The organism is Stenotrophomonas sp. (assembly GCF_031995405.1).
GTDB lineage: Bacteria > Pseudomonadota > Gammaproteobacteria > Xanthomonadales > Xanthomonadaceae > Stenotrophomonas.
Genome location: NZ_DAMAGC010000003.1, coordinates 61,494 through 77,408, shown reverse-complemented (window position 1 = coordinate 77,408; position 15,915 = coordinate 61,494). Strand labels below are relative to the sequence as shown.

Here is a 15,915-nt window from a genome sequence, read left to right as displayed (position 1 = left end):
GCCCCGGCAGGCAGAAGCAGCCGAGCATGGCTCGGCTCTACACGTTCGCTGGCCCGGCAGGCAGAAGCAGCCGAGCATGGCTCGGCTCTACCCGTTTGCTGGCCAGGCAGGCAGAAGCTGCCGAGCATGGCTCGGCTCTACACGGTCGGGTGCCAGCACCAGTGCCACGGTTCGTAGACGATGCCGTGCGGGTTGTCGCGCGGGTAGCTCAGCTGGAATCCAAAACGGCCCGCGTGCTGCTGCAGCCAGGCGAAGGCGGCCGTGTGTTCGAAACTCTCTTCGGCCGGTGGCTCGCCCGGCGTGCCGATGTCCAGCGCGAAGCCGCTGTGGTGCTCGCTGTAGCCCGGTGCGGCGTTGACCTTGAGGATGTCCTCCACCTGCAGGCCGCGCGCGCGTTTGCGCTCGAAAATACCCAGCTGGTAGGCATGGCTGCGGTAGCCGGAAATCGCATCCAGCGCGATCCCGTCGGCGGCCGCCTGCCGCCTCAGGCGTTGCCACCCGCGCGCAGCGCTGCGACGCAACCAGAGCGGTCGGCGGTAGCGGTCTGCGCCGGCCAGGTGCAGGTGCGCCGGTTCGGCTTCCAGTGCCAGGCCGGTTGCCTCCTCATACGCGTCCGCATCGATGCCGAGCTGCTCCAGCCGCTGTTGCAGGCCGCTGAGCGGCAGCAGGGATTCATCCGCCCGGCCGCGCCCGTGTGCCCACCCCTGCGCGTCCAGCGCATCGAGCGCGGCCTCGATGCCGTGCTCGCGCATCAGCCGCGGCACCAGCGGCAGCACCCCATGCGCCGACGCCACCGCCAGGTAGCTGCCATCGCGTTTGCGTCGAAGCACCCAGCGCGCCTGCGCCAGTGCGCGCGCGTCGGCGTTGCTGCGCGCGCGCAGCAGGCCACCGGGCCACAGTTCGATGTCGGCGGTGTTGATCAGCAGGGCAGGGGCGCGGCGCATGGGGGCAGCTTAGTGCGTGCGGCCCGGCGCGGCCAGCGCCTGCAGGGCTGTCAGCAGCGCCCGCGGGTTCTCGGGGCTGATCACCAGCGCGCTGCCATCGCGCAGCGGCAGGTACAGCACGCGGCTGCTGTCGGTGAGCAGGCAGAACGCCTTGCTGCGGTCGCGCATCCGGTAGTGCCCGGACTGGAACCCCGGCATGCCGTAGCCATTGGTCTTGATCGTCGGCTTGAGGCTGCCATGCTCGGCCAGATCGACCACGCGCGCGCGCTCCAGCACGATGTCCTGCACCGGCACGCGCTTGCGATAGAACGTGGAGACCACCTCCAGCTGATGGTCCTGCAGGCGGATGCGGCGACGGAAGAACATCGCGCTCAGCACGGCGGTGAGCACCACCAGGAACGGCACGGTGAAGCCCAGTTCGTGCGGCGTGCGCTGGTCCGATTCCAGCGTGGTGACCACGATGATCACCGCAGAGGCCAGCAGGGGCACCCACAGCCACAGCAGCTGCCAGACCGGGGCCGGGGCGACGGCGAAGTCGGTGGCGGCAGGCGAGGGGGCGGTCATTTCAGATCTCCTTCTTGAAGATCAGCAGCGCCACGCCCATCGGCTGGGTCTGCAGCACGTTCACCAGTTCCCAGCCGAGCTGGCCGTGGCGGTTGAGTTCGGCCTGCATCTCATCGGGCTTCAATCCCGTCCACGACGGTTGCAGCTCGACGGTCAAATAGCTCCAGCGCTTGCTCATTCCTTGCTCTCCTTGCTCGACTCGGGTTTGGGAAGGCGTCCCGCCTTGCGCAGGGCATCGCGCAGGACGTACTCGATCTGCGCGTTGGCGCTGCGCAGCTCGTCATCGGCCCAGCGCTGCAACGCCGCCAGGATGTCGGCGTTGATCCGCAGCGGGTAGGCTTTCTTCTCGCTCATGGCTCAGTACAACGACCCGGCGTTGATGACCGGCTGGGTGCCGCGGTCCGAGCACAGCACTACCAGCAGGTTGCTCACCATGTGCGCCTTGCGCTCTTCATCCAGCTGCACCACGCCGTTCTTCTGCAACTCGGCCAGCGCCATTTCGACCATGCCCACCGCACCGGCAACGATGCGCGTGCGTGCGGCGATCACCGCATTGGCCTGCTGCCGCTGCAGCATCGCCTGGGCGATTTCCGGGGCGTAGGCGAGATGGCTGATGCGCGCGTCGATCACCTGCACGCCGGCATCGGCCAGGCGCTCGGCCAGTTCATCCTTGAGATGCTGGGAGATCTCGGCGGCATGGCTGCGCAGCGACAGCTGGCCATCCTCGTGCTGGTCGTAGGGGTAGCTGGTGGCCATCGCGCGCAGCGCCGATTCGGACTGGATGTGCACGAAGCTTTCGTAGTCGTCCACGTTGTAGACCGCTTCGGAGGCATCCACCACCTGCCACACGATCACCGCGGCGATCTCGATCGGGCTGCCGTCCAGTTCGTTGACCTTGAGCTTGCCGCTTTCGAAGTTGCGCACGCGCTGGCTGACCTTCTTCTTGCTGAAGAACGGGTTGTTCCAGCGCAGGCCGTTGTCCTTGACCGTGCCCACGTACCGGCCGAACAGGCTCACCACCACCGCCTGGTTGGGCTGCACGGTGTACAGGCCGGTCAGGCTGAGCAGGGCCAGGATGGCCAGCGCCACGCCGCTCAGCATCCAGGCGGGCGCCACCGGGAACGCGCGCGCGCCGGAGATGAACAGCCACGCCGCCAGCCCCAGCAGGACCAGCACCAGCAGCAGGAACGGCAGGCCGGACAGCGAGCGGAGGGTCTTTTCTTTCATGGCGGGGCGTCCTTGGGTGGTTGCGTGGAAAGATATCAAAGTGATATCACAATGCAAGTCGGGCTGCCCGGTTTCCGGCCGACGCTCTAGAATGCCCTCCCGCCCCTGATGTCCGGAACCGCCATGACCACGCTCGGTACGCCGCTGTCTCCCTCCGCCACCCGCGTCCTGCTGCTGGGCTCGGGCGAACTGGGCAAGGAGGTCGCCATCGAGCTGCAGCGGCTGGGGGTGGAGGTGATCGCCGCCGACCGCTACGCCGACGCGCCGGCGATGCAGGTCGCCCACCGTGCGTATGTGATCGACATGCTCGATGCGATGGCGCTGCGCGCGCTGATCGCCAAGGAGCAGCCGCACCTGATCGTGCCGGAGATCGAAGCGATCCATACCGAAACCCTGGTCCAGCTGGAGCAGGAAACCGGCCAGCGCGTGGTGCCCACCGCGCGTGCCGCACGGCTGACCATGGACCGCGAAGGCATCCGTCGGCTCGCCGCCGAAACCCTTGGCCTGCCGACCTCGCCCTACCGGTTCGTGGATACCGAAGCCGACTACCGCGCCGCCGTGGCCGCGATCGGCCTGCCGTGCGTGGTCAAGCCGGTAATGTCCTCCTCGGGCAAGGGCCAGAGCACGCTGCGCAGCGAGGCCGACATCGCGCCGGCCTGGGAATACGCGCAGACCGGCGGCCGCGCCGGCGCCGGACGCTGCATCGTCGAAGGCTTCATCGACTTCGAGTACGAAATCACCCTGCTCACCGTTCGCCACGCCGCAGGCACCTCGTTCTGTGCCCCGATCGGGCACTGGCAGAAGGACGGCGACTACCGCGAAAGCTGGCAGCCGCAGCCGATGTCGCCGCGCGCGCTGGCGCGTGCCGAAGAGATCTCGCAGGCGATCACCGACGACCTGGGGGGTTGGGGCCTGTTCGGCGTGGAGCTGTTCGTGAAGGGCGACGAGGTGTGGTTCAGCGAAGTCTCCCCGCGCCCGCACGACACCGGCCTGGTCACCCTGGCCTCGCAGGAACTGAGCGAATTCGCGCTGCATGCGCGCGCCATCCTCGGCCTGCCGATTCCGCTGATCCGCCAGAACGGTCCCTCGGCCTCGTGCGCGATGCTGGCCCATGGCGAAGGCGTGCCGTTCTTCAGCAACGTCGCCGCCGCGCTGGAACACCCGGATTCCTCGCTGCGCCTGTTCGGCAAGCCCACCGTGCATGGCCATCGCCGGGTCGGCGTGACCCTGGCGCGCGGTGCGGATATCGAGGAAGCGCGGAAGATCGCGCGCGAGGCGGCCGAGGCGATCGGGATCGAACTGCACTCCTGATCCCGTCGCGGCGTTGTCCTGCGGCGACGTGCTGCGGATGCAAAAACGGCGGGCAATGCCCGCCGTTTTGTTGACCGTGGTACGGCGGGTTACTTCACATCCACCCACACCAGGTGATGGTCGCTGCCGTCGGCGATCTTCGCCTCCGGGCTGTTGTTGTCCGGCCAGAAAACGCCGCTGCCCACGTAGCTGAAACCGACCGACGGCAGCACGTAATCCAGGCGCATGGTGCCGGCCTTCGGGCCGAAATCGCCGGTGGCATGGAAGGGCGCGCCCTTGCGCGCGATGCCCTTTTCCGCATACGCCAGGCTGGTCTGCTCGGCACCCACGCTGCGCGGGGTCGGGTAGCGCAGCACGCGCGGATTCTCGATCAGTTCCACGATTGCCTCGTGGCGGCCATCGCCATCGACCGGATCGTTGTTCAGATCGCCCAGGATCACAAAGCGCGCGTCCTGCTGCAGGCCGCCGCACTGGCCGCGGTCATCGCACAGCCACGGCTTGCTGCCGGCTGACAGATACTCCTGCCACAGCCGCAGTTCGTCGTGGTTGCGCGCGGCATTGCGCTTTTCCGGGCCGTCGAACACCGGCGGGGTCGGGTGCGAGACCAAGGCATGCACCACGCCGTTCGGGGTGGTCACCGGCACGTCCCAATGCGACTTGGACGACAGCCGCAGCTGCGACCACACGTGGTCGTTGTAGAAGGATTTGCCGGTGCGCGGATCGATCGGGCGCAGCGCGCCGGGCAGGGTGCTCCACTTCAGCAGCTGGAAACTGCGCACCTTGGCCGCATCGATCGGGTAGCGCGACAGCACCAGCATGCCGTACTGGCCCGGGTGCAGGCCGTAGCCCCACGCATCGTTGCCACGCGCGCGGCCGTCGCCGCCGATCTGGCCGTTGTTGTCCAGGTCCAGTCCGCTCTGCACGCCGGTGTTGACCGGGGCCAGGTAGCGGTAGGCGTAGTGCAGCGGCTCGCCGCCGCCGGGCTGGGCGGTTTCCAGGTAGCGCTGCTGGAACAGGTCGGCGGCACGGTGCGCGTCGTCGAAGTCGAACTCGTTGAGCAGCACCAGGTCCGGACGCACCTGCTGCAGCACCGCGGCGATCTTGCGCGCGTGTTCGCTGTCGCCTTCCAGCTCGGCGATCAGGCCGCCGGTCTCGTCGTTGTACAGCGAGGTGTTGTAGGTGGCGATCCGCAGCGGCGCGGCGGTGGCTTCCGGCATGGCGGCGGTCTTGGCGGGGGTCTGGGCGCAGGCGCTGCACAGCAGGGCCAGGGCAAGGATCAGGGGATGGGCTTTCATCCGCCTATTTTGCACCCGGACGCATTGCAATGCTGCGTCAACGCCCATCCAGTTCGTCGTCGAACTCGTGCCAGCGGCGGCCGTCGTAGGCCTCCAGCGGGCGGAAGCGACGCTTGTAGTCCATCTTGCGATGGTCGCGGATCCAATACCCCAGGTACAGATGCGGCAGCTGCTCGCGCCGGGCCCAGGCAATCTGCTGCAGGATGGCGAAGGTGCCCAGGCTGCGGTGGGCGTGGTCGGGGTCGAAGAAGGTGTATACCGCCGACAGTCCCTGCGGGGTGACGTCGGTGACCGCCACCCCGAGCAGGGCGCCACGGCGGCCGGCTTCGGCCGGTGCACGCAGTTCCATGAAGCGCCCTTGCGCCCACTGACCGATCAGGAACTGGTCGAACTCATGCGGGCCGTGTTCGTCCATGCCGCCCTGGGCATGCCGGTGGGTGAGGTAGCGGTGGTACAGCGCGAACTGTTCTTCGGTCTGTTCGGCGGCCACGATCCGGACTTCCAGGTCCGCGTTGCGGGCCAGGCAGCGGCGCTGGCTGCGGTCCGGGGCGAAGCGCGCCACCGGCACGCGCACCGACACGCAGGCATGGCAGTTGGCGCAGTGCGGCCGGTACACCAGGTCGCCGGAACGGCGGAAGCCCCAGCTCAGCGCCATCGGATACAGGGTGCCCAGGCGCGCGTCCTGGGGATCGAGCACCAGGTCGCGCGCGGCCCGTTCCGGCCAGTAACCACAGGGGTGGTCGCCGGTCTGGAACAGTCGCAGCTCGTCGTCGCGGTCGCCGTGTATCGCCATGCGCCCAGCATAGCGCCGGGGCGTCGCAGGGGGCGCGACTGTCTGCCAAATGAACATGGCCGGCCAGGCTGTCAACGCCGCCGCTGCCCGGGCGTTGTTACCGGTGTGGGTGCCACGCACCGCACGCCGATATCCTACGAACCGGAGTGATCCATGCGCAATCGCAAACCCCTTCTGCTGCTGGCCCTGCTGCTGTCCACCGGCGCTGCCGGCCTGGCGGTCGCCGCCGACGCGCCGACCGCGACCGACAAGCCGGTCCGCCCCACGCTCGACACCAACGGCGATGGCTTCATCGACCGCGCCGAAGCGGCCAAGGCCCCGCGCCTGGCCGCGCAGTTCGACACGTTGGACACCAACAAGGACGGCAAGCTCTCACGCGAGGAACTGCCGCGCTGGCACGGCAAGCGGCATGGCCGTGGCCCGGGTGGCCGCGGTGACTGGATGGCCAAGCTGGACACCAACAAGGACGGTCGCATCAGCCGCGAGGAAGCCAAGGCCGATCCGCGTCTGGCCGCCCGCTTCGACACGCTCGACGTCAACAAGGACGGCTATCTGGACAAGGCCGACCGCGAGCTGCGCATGAAGCAGCATCGCGATGCGTGGTTTGCCGCGGCCGATAGCAACAAGGACGGCCAGCTGAGCAAGGCCGAGTTCGACGCGGCCAAGGGCCCGTTCGGTGGTCCGCGTGGTGGCCACGGCGATGGCAAGCACCGCGATGGCAAGCCGCCGATGCCGCCGAAGGCACCGACCAGCAAGTAAGCCAAGCCGAGGATGAACACGCAGCGCCGGTCGTCGACCGGCGCTGTGTCGTTTTCACAGCCGGCCGGTGTGCCGCAGGCTGTAGACCACCAGGATCGCCACCCCCAAGGTGACCACCACGATCGCCGTGCGGCCGTACATCAGCTGGTATTTCCAGTTCGGCCCACGGCGGCCATGGCGGGCGGCATCGCGGGCCAGCATCGGCGCCATCACTTTCTGCAGCGGGAACAGGCACTGGTAGTTCACGGCGGCCATTCCCGCCGCCATCGCGGTCAGCAGCAGCCAGACCGGTGCTTCCAGCACGCTCAGCATCAGCACCGACAGACACATCACCAGCGCGGTGACGCTGCTGAGCACCACGAACGCGCGCACCTGCTCGCGCTCCTGCGCGGTTTCCGCGTAGGACAGCAGATAGCGCCCGCCCAGGTAGCTGCCGAGCATGCCGCCGAGCAGGCTGCCGATGACCGTGCCGATGCCCATCATCTGGCCGGGCGCGGCGGTCTGGCTGAGCGCGGCGCTCAACGAGCCCAGCGCGGTGCCGCCGGACAGCGTGGCCCCGCCCAGGCCCAGCTTGCCGGTGCCCAGCCCGGTGCCGAGCAGGATCGCGGCGCTGGCCGTGCCGGGGGCGGCGATGATCAGCACCGATGCCAAGGTGGTGGCGAACGCCGCGCTGGGGGCGCTGCTGCGGGCGAAGTCGCCGAAGCGGCGCAACATCTCCTCGCGTACGCTGCTGCGCGCGCGCGACAGCCGCTTGCGCACCGCCGCATCGCTGAGGCCCAGCAGTTCGGCCACCTGCTGCGAACTCTGGCCTTCGCGGTAGTACAGCAGCAGGGTCTCGCGGGCGTCTTCGGGCAGGGCCGAGATGATCTCCTCGGCCGCCAGTTCCTCTTCCACCCGCTGCATCCGCTCGGGGGCGGTCGGGCCGGGATCTGCGGCCATGTTGATCGCGATTTCGGCCGCTTCGCCGGACAGCGGTCGACCACGGTTGGCGCGCAGCCAGTCGCGGGCCAGGTTGCGGGTGATCTGGCGCAGCCAGGGCAGGAAACTGGACGGGTTGTGCAGCTGGTTGAGCTGCTGCCAGGCCTTGATGAAGGCCTCCTGGGCGATGTCTTCGCTGGCGTGCACGTCGCGGGTGATTGCCAGGGCGATCGCGGTGACGGTGTTCTGGCAGGCCAGCACGATGCGCCCATACGATTGCGTGCAGCCGCGGGCGGCGGCAGGCAGGTCGCGTTCCAGGGTGGTGGTCAGCAGCAGCGTCATGGCGTCATTCCCGGCGGTGATCCGAGTATGACGATGGCGGTGACAGAATGTGACCGGGTGGTGCCGGCCGTTGGCCGGCTTTGCCTTGCAGAGCAGCCGGCCAGCGGCCGGCACTACCCGTTATTTGGCGGGTTGGATTCTTACCCGGACTTCGTCGTCTTCCGGTGGGGCGCTCTGGGCCGGGGCGGCCACGGGCGCCGGCTGCACCGCCGGGGCCACGGTGGGGGCGCTGCGATGGCGCATCACCACCACCATCGCCACGGCGGCGATGACCAGCAGCAGGCCGATACGGATCCGCCAGGCCCAGTTGCGGCGCGGGGCGACCTCGCCCACCTGGTCGCGGAAGGCGAACTCGGCGGTGGGATGGTCACGACGGGTGGTTTCCAGCAGGCGTGCATCGCGCAGGATCTCGCGCGCGCGCGGCTGGTCGTTGGCGTGCACCACCCACAGCGTCGGATGGGTGGTGTTCTTGCTGGTGTCCAGATAGCTGAACTGGCTGCCGCGCTTGCTGTGGTACGAACGCCCGTTGGTGATGCGCACTTCGATGCCGGCGTCGCGCAGCAGCTTGGCCACGCCTTCCACGGTTTCCACGCGCTGGCTGTTGAAAATCTGTCTCATGTCAGTCCTTGGCCGGTACGGCGGCGGCCGCGTCACTATCGGGCACCACTCGGATCAGGCCTTCCTGGGCGGTACTGGCCACCAGCAGGCCGTCGCGGGTAAAGAACTGGCCGCGCGCCAGTCCGCGCGAATCCTGCGCGCTGGGGCTGTCCAGCGAATACAGCAGCCAGTCGTCGGCGCGGAACGGGCGGTGGAACCAGATCGCGTGGTCGAGCGAGGCCATCTGCACGTGTGGCTGGTAATAACTGATGCCGTGCGGGAAGGTCGCGGTGCCGAGCAGGTGGAAGTCCGACGCATAGGCCAGCAGCGCCTGGTGCAGCTCGGGCGCATCGCCGACGGTTTCATTCAGGCGCAGCCATACCTGGTGGTAGGGCGGGCGCTTGGGCGGATGGAGTTCGTCGCGCGGGTAGACATGGCGGAACTCGAACGGGCCGCCGCGCGAGAGCCAGCGCTGCACCTTGATCGGCAGCCGCTCGAGCACTTCCGGCGGCAGCGGACGGTTGGGTTCGATGTCTTCCGGCTGCGGCACTTCGGGCATCTTGTGCTGGTGCTCGGCCCCGGTCTCGGCCTGCTGGAAGGACGCCGCACAGAAGAAGATCACCTTTCCATGCTGGATCGCGGTGACCCGGCGGACCGAGAAGCTGCCGCCGTCGCGGGTGCGGTCCACGTCGTAGACGATCGGGTGGTCGATGTTGCCGGCGCGCAGGAAGTAGGCATGCAGCGAATGCACGTGGCGGCCGTTGTCCACGGTCGCCTGGGCGGCCGACAGCGCCTGGCCCAGCACCTGCCCACCGAACACGTACTTGGTGCCGATATCGCGGCTCTGGCCACGGAACAGGTTGTCTTCCAGGCGCTCGAGCGTGAGCAGGTCGATCAGCTCGGAGACGACGGGTTCGTGCGTGTCGGACAAGGGAAGCAACCGGCAGGGGGAGGGTTCGAATTATAGGGTAGTGCCGGCCCATGGCCGCATGGCGGCAACGCATTCGCGCTGCCGCCGCTGTGGTTCGCTTCGCAGACCGGGGGGCATCGCATTGCCCTCCGAACCTCGGGCGCTTCGCGGCCGCCGCCTGACTCAGGGCGCGCGTAAGGCCGGTGGTTACAACCATGCAGCGCAGGGTTGGCGGTGCGTGGTTGCCGGCCATGGGCCGGCATTTCCGGGGTTTCGGGCATTGCGTGGTTGCCGGCCAACGGCCGGCATTTCCGGGGTTTCGGGCATTGCGTGGTTGCCGGCCATGGGCCGGCACTACCGGGGTTGCGGGCATTGCGTGGTTGCCGGCCAACGGCCGGCACTACCTGGGATCAGCCTTTGCCCAGGCGTGCGGCGAGGGTGTGCAGGGCCTGCTGGGCGTCCGGGGCGTACCAGGCCTCGACGAAGCGGTCGAGCTGGATCAGGTCGGCGTGCAGGGCCTCGTGCAGGTCGGCGCGGGCGATCGCGCGGGTGAGCAGCATCGGCTGGCGTGGGAGCTTGAGCAGGCGCTGCAGCCAGGCCACAGCGCGCGGCACCACCTGGGCGGCGTCGGCCAGTTCGTCCACCAGCCCGATCTCCAGCGCGCGCTCGGCCGGGACCATTTCCCCGCCGACCAGCAACTGGGTGGCGCGATGGTGGCCGACCACGCGGCGCATCAGGCGCTGGATGCCCTCGGGGGCGACCAGCCCCACCTGCACCTCGTTCAGGCCGATCACGGTCGGCTGTGCCGGGTCCGGGCTGCGCGCCAGCACCCGGTAGTCGCAGCACAGCGCCAGCACGCAGCCGCCGGCCGGGGCGTGCCCGGTCAACGCGGCCACCACCGGCACCCGGCATTCGGCCAGGGTGCGGACCGCGCCGAAGAACGCCTGCCAGCTGTCCAGCAGCTTGTGCCTGTCATCGCCGTGGCCGAGCAGGTGCGGCACGTCCATGCCGGCGCTGAAGATGCGCTCGCTGCCCGACAGCACGATGCCGTGCACGTCATCGGCCATGGCCTGGTTGATCGCGTGGATCAGGTGGCGGCACAGTTCGGTGTCCAGCGCGTTGACCGGCGGGCGCGCCAGCCGCAGTTCGCGGATGGGGCCATGGTTGATCACCTCGATAAGCGTCGTCATGCTGCGATCTCGTTGCGGGCAGGGAACTGAGGCGATGATAACCAAACCATTCGCGTGCGTATTGTTGGGGCTGTGTGCGTTCGCAACATCGGCCATGGCCGCCGAGCCGACGTGCGTGTCGGTGCGCGAAGGCTGGGTGCGGCTGCCGCCGGGGGCGATGCCGATGGCGGCCGGCTACGCCAAGATCCACAACGGCTGCCGTACCACCGTGGTGGTGGTCGGCGCGGGCAGCAAGGCGTTCGGCGATGTATCGCTGCACGAAACCACGCTGGTGGACGGGGTCAGCCGGATGCGCGCGGTGGAGCGGCTGCCGGTCGCGGCCGGTGCCACGGTGGAGCTGAAGCCGGGGGGCTTGCACCTGATGCTGATGCAGCCGGAGGTGCCGCTCAGCGACGGCAAGGTCCTGCCGCTGCGGTTGAGCCTGGAGGACGGGCGAAAGGTGGATGGGCAATTGACGGTGCGTAGCGGCGTGCCGCGCTGAGGAGGCGTCGCCAGAGGTGCCGAGTGCCGAGCATGGCTCGACACTGCCTGAGCGCATCAATTGCGCGTCGCGCGCTGCAATGGGTAGAGCCGAGCCATGCTCGGCTGCCGTGAAGGGGTACCGCGCGCAGTTACGTCCAGTCGTAGGAAAACAGCACCGTGCGGCTGTCCGGTTCGTACAGCATCACGATCGCATCGGCGCCCGCCGCGCACCAGTTGTAACCGGCCACTTCGGCCACCGCGAAGAACGGCTTGCCGTCGCGGGTGATGCGCACGTTCTCGGCATCGTCGGGTCGGTCGCGGTCATACATCGCCGGGTCCAGTGCGATCCCGAATGCCGCCGGGATCTCTGCGGTCTCGGTCCAGTTGCCGCCGGAAATCTGCCCGCCGAGCGTGTCCAGGTACGCCTGCTCGCCCGGCTCGCCATCGCCATAGCGCGAATAGCTGGCCAGGCGGCCGTGGGTCTGGAAATAGGCGCGTGCCTTGGCGTAGCTGTCGCGCATTTCGGCGATGTGTTCCACCGCGTCGCTGTCCTGCACCTGGTCGCCGATGAAGTAACCCGCGTCGCCGAGAAAGCGCATGTGGTTGTCGGTGGTCAGCTCGAATGCGATCCAGTTGGTCCCGGTGAAAGCATTATGGTGTTCTTCGGTTGCTTCGCCCATGCAGCCTTCATACGGCTCGATCGGGCACAGCATCGTAGCCACGGTGCCGGCCAGTTCCGGATGCAGCAGGCCCAGATCAATGCCGATCAGCGGCAGCAGGTGCTGGGCCAGCCACGATTGTTCCCCAGGGAAAACGTCGGCAGGAAACGGCGTCATTCCGGGAAGGAGTACGCGGATGTCGGTCTGGTGGAACATGGCAGTCCTTTGAACGAATAGCGGCGGTAGTGCCGGCCGTTGGCCGGCAACCAGGTAGCTCCCTCCAATTGGGTGGATCTGCCGGCCAGCGGCCGGCACTACCCTCAGCTTGACGCGGTGCGAATCGCCTCCGGCAGCGGTGCGCTCTTGCCGGTCTGCGTATCCATCCACACCACCACCACGTTGCCGTCCGAATACAGCGTGCTGTCGTTCTTCTCGTCCACGATGCGGTGGCCGATGGTCACGCTGCTGTTGCCCAGGCGCTCGACGAACAGCTCCACCACGATGTCGTTGGGCCACACGATCGGCAGGCGGTAGTTGACGTTGGTGGCCGCCACCACCGGTGCGATGCGGTCGGTCATCGACACGCCTTCCACGCCCAGCATCCAGCGCACGCGCGCTTCTTCCAGGTAGGAGATGTACTTGGCGTTGTTGACGTGCCCCATGCTGTCCATGTCGCGCCAGCGCACGCTGATCGGTACGCGGGCCAGGATCTTGTGTTCGGTACTCATCAGGCGTCCTTTTTCTTCTTGCTGGCGGTGCTGGCCTTGCTGGTTTTGCTGACCTTGCCGGTGCTCTTGGCCGCCGCCGCCGCCTTCCTCACCGGCTTTTCCGGCTTGGCCTTGCGCGGCGGACGGGCGTCGGGCTTGTTGGCAACCGCGGCCGGGCGCTCCGGACGCGCGCTGATGGACGGCAGCATCTTGGCCAGGAACTGACCGGTGTACGAGGTCGGGCAGGCCGCCACGTCTTCCGGCGTGCCGGTGACCAGGATGGTGCCGCCGCGATGGCCGCCTTCCGGGCCCAGATCGACGATCCAGTCGGCGGTCTTGATCACGTCCAGGTTGTGCTCGATCACCACCACCGTGTTGCCTTCGTCGCGCAGCTTGTGCAGCACGCCGAGCAGCGCCTCGATGTCGTGGAAGTGCAGGCCGGTGGTCGGCTCGTCCAGGATGTACAGGGTGCGGCCGGTATCGCGCCGCGACAGTTCCTTGGACAGCTTCACGCGCTGGGCTTCACCGCCGGACAGCGTGGTCGCGCTCTGGCCCAGCTTGATGTAGCTCAGGCCCACGTCGACCAGCGTTTCCAGCTTGCGCGCGATGCTCGGCACCGGCTCGAACAGCTTCAGCGCATCTTCGACGGTCATCTGCAGCACGTCGTTGATGTTGTAGCCCTTGTACAGGATCTCCAGCGTTTCGCGGTTGTAGCGCTTGCCGTGGCACACATCGCAGGGCACGTACACGTCCGGCAGGAAGTGCATTTCCACCTTGATCAGGCCATCGCCCTGGCACGCTTCGCAGCGGCCACCGCGCACGTTGAAGCTGAAACGCCCGGGCGAATAACCGCGTGCGCGTGCTTCGGGCACCTGCGCGTACAGCTCGCGCAGCGGCGTGAACAGGCCGGTGTAGGTGGCCGGGTTCGAGCGGGGAGTGCGGCCGATCGGCGACTGGTCGATGTCCACGACCTTGTCGAACAGGTCCAGGCCCTCGACCTCCTTGTAGGGGGCGACCGCGTGCGAAGAACCGTTGATCTCGTTGGCGGCCAGCGAGAACAGGGTGTCGTTGATCAGGGTCGACTTGCCCGAGCCGGACACGCCGGTGATGCAGGTCAGCAGGCCCGACGGAATGTCCAGGTCCACGCCCTTGAGGTTGTTGCCGCTGGCACCGCGCAGGTGCAGGGTCATCTTCGGGTTGGGCTTGTGCCGGCGCGCCGGGATCTCGATGGCGCGCTTGCCCGACAGGTACTGGCCGGTCAGCGAGCGTGGCGAATCCAGGATGTCCTGCAGGGTGCCCTGGCCGACGATTTCGCCGCCATGCACGCCCGCGCCCGGACCGATGTCCAGCACGTAGTCGGCCAGGCGGATCGCGTCTTCGTCATGCTCGACCACGATGACCGTGTTGCCCAGGTCGCGCAGCCGGGTAAGCGTGCCGAGCAGGCGCTCGTTGTCGCGCTGGTGCAGGCCGATCGACGGCTCGTCCAGCACGTACATCACGCCCACCAGGCCGGCGCCGATCTGGCTGGCCAGGCGGATGCGCTGGGCTTCGCCGCCGGACAGGGTGTCGGCCTTGCGCTCCAGGGTGAGGTAATCCAGGCCCACATCGACCAGGAAGCCCAGGCGCTCGCCGATCTCCTTGACGATCTTGCCGGCGATCTCGCCGCGCCAGCCGGGCAGGGACATGCCGTTGAAGAACTTCAGCGCTTCATCGATCGGCAGCACCACCAGTTCCGGCAGCGCACGGTCGGCGACGAACACGTTGCGTGCGGCCCTGTTGAGGCGCTGGCCGTTGCACTCGGGGCAGTTGCGCTCGCTGATGTACTTGGCCAGCTCCTCGCGCACGGCCGAGGATTCGGTTTCCTTGTAGCGGCGCTCGAGGTTGGGAATGATGCCCTCGAAGCGGTGCTTGCGCTGGGTGCGGCCACCGGCCTCGGTGAAGTAGGTGAAGGTGATGGTTTCTTCGCCGCTGCCGAACAGCACCGCCTTGCGCACGTCTTCGGGCAGGCTCTGCCACACCGCATCGACGTCGAACTTGTAGTGCTTGGCCAGCGAGGCGATCAGCTGGAAATAATAGGCATTGCGGCGATCCCAGCCGCGCACGGCACCGGCCGACAGCGACAACTCCGAGTGCAGCACCACGCGCGACGGATCGAAGAACTAGGCCATGCCCAGCCCGTCGCAGCCCGGGCAGGCGCCGACCGGCGAGTTGAACGAGAACAGGCGCGGTTCCAGCTCGGGCAGGGAGTAATCGCAGACCGGGCAGCTGTACTTGGACGAGAACAGGTGCGCAGGCGCGTCCTCCACGTCCAGCGACTGCACCGAGACCATGCCGTCGCCCAGCTTGAGCGCGGTTTCAAAGCTCTCGGCCAGGCGCTGCTTGATGTCTTCGCGCGGACGGAAGCGGTCGATCACCGCCTCGATGGTGTGCTTCTGGCGCAGCGCCAGCGGCGGCACCGCGTCGATTTCATGCAGGGTGCCGTCCACGCGCACGCGCACGAAGCCCTGCGCGCGCAGCTGGTCGAAGACCTGGGCATGCTCGCCCTTGCGCTCGCGGATCACCGGGGCCAGCAGCATGTAGCGCTGCTCCGGGTCCAGGGTGAGCACGTGGTCGACCATCTGGCTGACCGTCTGCGCTTCCAGCGGGTAGCCGTGGTCGGGGCAGCGCGGGCTGCCGACGCGGGCGTACAGCAGGCGCAGGTAATCGTAGATCTCGGTGATCGTGCCGACGGTCGAGCGCGGGTTGTGCGAGGTCGACTTCTGCTCGATCGAGATCGCCGGGGACAGGCCTTCGATATGGTCCAGGTCCGGCTTTTCCATCACGCTCAGGAACTGCCGGGCATAGGCCGACAACGATTCCACGTAGCGGCGCTGGCCTTCAGCGTAAATGGTGTCGAACGCCAAGGACGACTTGCCCGAGCCGGACAGGCCGGTGATGACAATGAGCTTGTCGCGGGGCAGGTCGAGATCGATGTTCTTGAGATTGTGCGTCCGCGCGCCGCGGATGCGGATGAATTCCATCGCCATGGGGGATCCGTTGTGAGGCTCTGGCCCGGAGGGCCGGCAAGCGGGTGGGGCAAGCGGAGACGGCAATCGGTCAGCCTACCGAGCTTGGGATTTGGGGGCAATCGCGCACATTGCCAGCCCCGGGTCTCATCGCCTGCGACCCGCCGCGGCGTTACCTGAACAGGATTCAGGTCCGGACGGGGCAAGGCGGGGGGTGACTTGACCCGACCCA

General features: G+C 67.9%; 16 protein-coding genes and 1 pseudogene. 3 read left to right on the top strand and 14 right to left on the bottom strand.

Features of this window, described 5'->3' with window-relative positions:
* Window positions 1-137: 137 nt before the first annotated feature.
* Genes RTO53_RS01260 through RTO53_RS01240 form a run of 5 tightly spaced genes read right to left on the bottom strand, consistent with a single transcriptional unit; the run spans window position 138 to window position 2,735 of the window.
* Entirely contained in the window at window positions 138-944 is an 807-nt protein-coding gene (locus tag RTO53_RS01260; RefSeq protein ID WP_312236073.1) for a D-alanyl-D-alanine carboxypeptidase family protein, read from the bottom strand.
* A 9-nt stretch (window positions 945-953) separates the two neighbouring features.
* Entirely contained in the window at window positions 954-1,508 is a 555-nt protein-coding gene (locus tag RTO53_RS01255) for a PH domain-containing protein (RefSeq protein ID WP_312236072.1), read from the bottom strand.
* A 1-nt stretch (window position 1,509) separates the two neighbouring features.
* Window positions 1,510-1,686, bottom strand: a complete 177-nt coding sequence (locus RTO53_RS01250; protein ID WP_256777161.1) for a DUF4177 domain-containing protein — start codon at window positions 1,684-1,686, stop codon at window positions 1,510-1,512.
* Window positions 1,683-1,862: a hypothetical protein gene (locus RTO53_RS01245; RefSeq protein ID WP_038689718.1), complete on the bottom strand. Its 180-nt coding sequence runs from the start codon at window positions 1,860-1,862 to the stop codon at window positions 1,683-1,685. The genes RTO53_RS01250 and RTO53_RS01245 overlap by 4 nt, the downstream gene beginning before the upstream one ends.
* Window positions 1,863-1,865: 3 nt before the next feature.
* Entirely contained in the window at window positions 1,866-2,735 is an 870-nt protein-coding gene (locus tag RTO53_RS01240; RefSeq protein ID WP_312236071.1) for an SPFH domain-containing protein, read from the bottom strand.
* A 123-nt stretch (window positions 2,736-2,858) separates the two neighbouring features.
* Here RTO53_RS01240 and purT point away from each other — a divergent pair, with 123 nt between their 5' ends.
* On the top strand, window positions 2,859-4,046 hold the full coding sequence (gene purT, locus RTO53_RS01235) for a formate-dependent phosphoribosylglycinamide formyltransferase (protein WP_312236070.1): 1,188 nt from the start codon (window positions 2,859-2,861) through the stop codon (window positions 4,044-4,046).
* An 89-nt stretch (window positions 4,047-4,135) separates the two neighbouring features.
* On the opposite strand, the gene RTO53_RS01230 is transcribed toward purT, so the two are convergent.
* Together RTO53_RS01230 and RTO53_RS01225 are read right to left on the bottom strand one after the other, a co-directional pair.
* Complete coding sequence (locus tag RTO53_RS01230; RefSeq protein ID WP_312236069.1) at window positions 4,136-5,341, bottom strand: endonuclease/exonuclease/phosphatase family protein; 1,206 nt, start codon at window positions 5,339-5,341, stop codon at window positions 4,136-4,138.
* A gap of 37 nt (window positions 5,342-5,378) precedes the next feature.
* Window positions 5,379-6,134, bottom strand: a complete 756-nt coding sequence (locus RTO53_RS01225) for an arginyltransferase (RefSeq protein WP_312236068.1) — start codon at window positions 6,132-6,134, stop codon at window positions 5,379-5,381.
* A 153-nt stretch (window positions 6,135-6,287) separates the two neighbouring features.
* Here RTO53_RS01225 and RTO53_RS01220 point away from each other — a divergent pair, with 153 nt between their 5' ends.
* Window positions 6,288-6,893, top strand: coding sequence for an EF-hand domain-containing protein (locus RTO53_RS01220; RefSeq protein WP_312236067.1), 606 nt, complete (start codon window positions 6,288-6,290; stop codon window positions 6,891-6,893).
* A gap of 54 nt (window positions 6,894-6,947) precedes the next feature.
* Here RTO53_RS01220 and RTO53_RS01215 read toward each other — a convergent pair whose 3' ends face one another.
* From RTO53_RS01215 to RTO53_RS01200, 4 genes are all read right to left on the bottom strand, one after another.
* Window positions 6,948-8,153: an RNA polymerase sigma factor gene (locus tag RTO53_RS01215; protein ID WP_312236066.1), complete on the bottom strand. Its 1,206-nt coding sequence runs from the start codon at window positions 8,151-8,153 to the stop codon at window positions 6,948-6,950.
* Between the two features lie 120 nt (window positions 8,154-8,273).
* Window positions 8,274-8,771 (bottom strand): pathogenicity-like protein, encoded by a 498-nt coding sequence (locus tag RTO53_RS01210; protein WP_312236065.1) that lies wholly within the window; start codon window positions 8,769-8,771, stop codon window positions 8,274-8,276.
* A 1-nt stretch (window position 8,772) separates the two neighbouring features.
* Window positions 8,773-9,681, bottom strand: coding sequence for an acyl-CoA thioesterase II (gene tesB, locus RTO53_RS01205; protein ID WP_256777147.1), 909 nt, complete (start codon window positions 9,679-9,681; stop codon window positions 8,773-8,775).
* A 389-nt stretch (window positions 9,682-10,070) separates the two neighbouring features.
* The gene (locus RTO53_RS01200) at window positions 10,071-10,850 is read right to left on the bottom strand and encodes an enoyl-CoA hydratase/isomerase family protein (RefSeq protein ID WP_312236064.1); all 780 of its coding nucleotides are present in this window, start codon (window positions 10,848-10,850) and stop codon (window positions 10,071-10,073) included.
* 34 nt (window positions 10,851-10,884) lie between these two features.
* Here RTO53_RS01200 and RTO53_RS01195 point away from each other — a divergent pair, with 34 nt between their 5' ends.
* A complete protein-coding gene (locus tag RTO53_RS01195) occupies window positions 10,885-11,331 on the top strand; it encodes a copper chaperone PCu(A)C (protein WP_312236063.1) in 447 nt (148 codons plus the stop codon).
* 130 nt (window positions 11,332-11,461) lie between these two features.
* On the opposite strand, the gene RTO53_RS01190 is transcribed toward RTO53_RS01195, so the two are convergent.
* The 3 genes and pseudogenes from RTO53_RS01190 to uvrA all read right to left on the bottom strand — a co-directional run bounded on the left by RTO53_RS01190 (window position 11,462) and on the right by uvrA (window position 15,704).
* Entirely contained in the window at window positions 11,462-12,187 is a 726-nt protein-coding gene (locus RTO53_RS01190; RefSeq protein WP_312236062.1) for an enolase, read from the bottom strand.
* Between the two features lie 104 nt (window positions 12,188-12,291).
* Window positions 12,292-12,699: a thioesterase family protein gene (locus tag RTO53_RS01185; RefSeq protein ID WP_312236061.1), complete on the bottom strand. Its 408-nt coding sequence runs from the start codon at window positions 12,697-12,699 to the stop codon at window positions 12,292-12,294.
* Window positions 12,699-15,704, bottom strand: a pseudogene (gene uvrA, locus RTO53_RS01180) (excinuclease ABC subunit UvrA). Before uvrA ends, RTO53_RS01185 begins: the two are co-directional and overlap by 1 nt.
* Window positions 15,705-15,915 lie beyond the last annotated feature (211 nt).

What these genes read in the sequence shown, in the direction of transcription:
- RTO53_RS01260 (WP_312236073.1), bottom strand. Translation starts at nt 944, where the DNA reads ATGCGCCGCGCCCCTGCCCTGCTGATCAACACCGCCGACATCGAACTG.
- RTO53_RS01255 (WP_312236072.1), bottom strand. Translation starts at nt 1,508, where the DNA reads ATGACCGCCCCCTCGCCTGCCGCCACCGACTTCGCCGTCGCCCCGGCC.
- RTO53_RS01250 (WP_256777161.1), bottom strand. Translation starts at nt 1,686, where the DNA reads ATGAGCAAGCGCTGGAGCTATTTGACCGTCGAGCTGCAACCGTCGTGG.
- RTO53_RS01245 (WP_038689718.1), bottom strand. Translation starts at nt 1,862, where the DNA reads ATGAGCGAGAAGAAAGCCTACCCGCTGCGGATCAACGCCGACATCCTG.
- RTO53_RS01240 (WP_312236071.1), bottom strand. Translation starts at nt 2,735, where the DNA reads ATGAAAGAAAAGACCCTCCGCTCGCTGTCCGGCCTGCCGTTCCTGCTG.
- purT (WP_312236070.1), top strand. Translation starts at nt 2,859, where the DNA reads ATGACCACGCTCGGTACGCCGCTGTCTCCCTCCGCCACCCGCGTCCTG.
- RTO53_RS01230 (WP_312236069.1), bottom strand. Translation starts at nt 5,341, where the DNA reads ATGAAAGCCCATCCCCTGATCCTTGCCCTGGCCCTGCTGTGCAGCGCC.
- RTO53_RS01225 (WP_312236068.1), bottom strand. Translation starts at nt 6,134, where the DNA reads ATGGCGATACACGGCGACCGCGACGACGAGCTGCGACTGTTCCAGACC.
- RTO53_RS01220 (WP_312236067.1), top strand. Translation starts at nt 6,288, where the DNA reads ATGCGCAATCGCAAACCCCTTCTGCTGCTGGCCCTGCTGCTGTCCACC.
- RTO53_RS01215 (WP_312236066.1), bottom strand. Translation starts at nt 8,153, where the DNA reads ATGACGCTGCTGCTGACCACCACCCTGGAACGCGACCTGCCTGCCGCC.
- RTO53_RS01210 (WP_312236065.1), bottom strand. Translation starts at nt 8,771, where the DNA reads ATGAGACAGATTTTCAACAGCCAGCGCGTGGAAACCGTGGAAGGCGTG.
- RTO53_RS01200 (WP_312236064.1), bottom strand. Translation starts at nt 10,850, where the DNA reads ATGACGACGCTTATCGAGGTGATCAACCATGGCCCCATCCGCGAACTG.
- RTO53_RS01195 (WP_312236063.1), top strand. Translation starts at nt 10,885, where the DNA reads ATGATAACCAAACCATTCGCGTGCGTATTGTTGGGGCTGTGTGCGTTC.
- RTO53_RS01190 (WP_312236062.1), bottom strand. Translation starts at nt 12,187, where the DNA reads ATGTTCCACCAGACCGACATCCGCGTACTCCTTCCCGGAATGACGCCG.
- RTO53_RS01185 (WP_312236061.1), bottom strand. Translation starts at nt 12,699, where the DNA reads ATGAGTACCGAACACAAGATCCTGGCCCGCGTACCGATCAGCGTGCGC.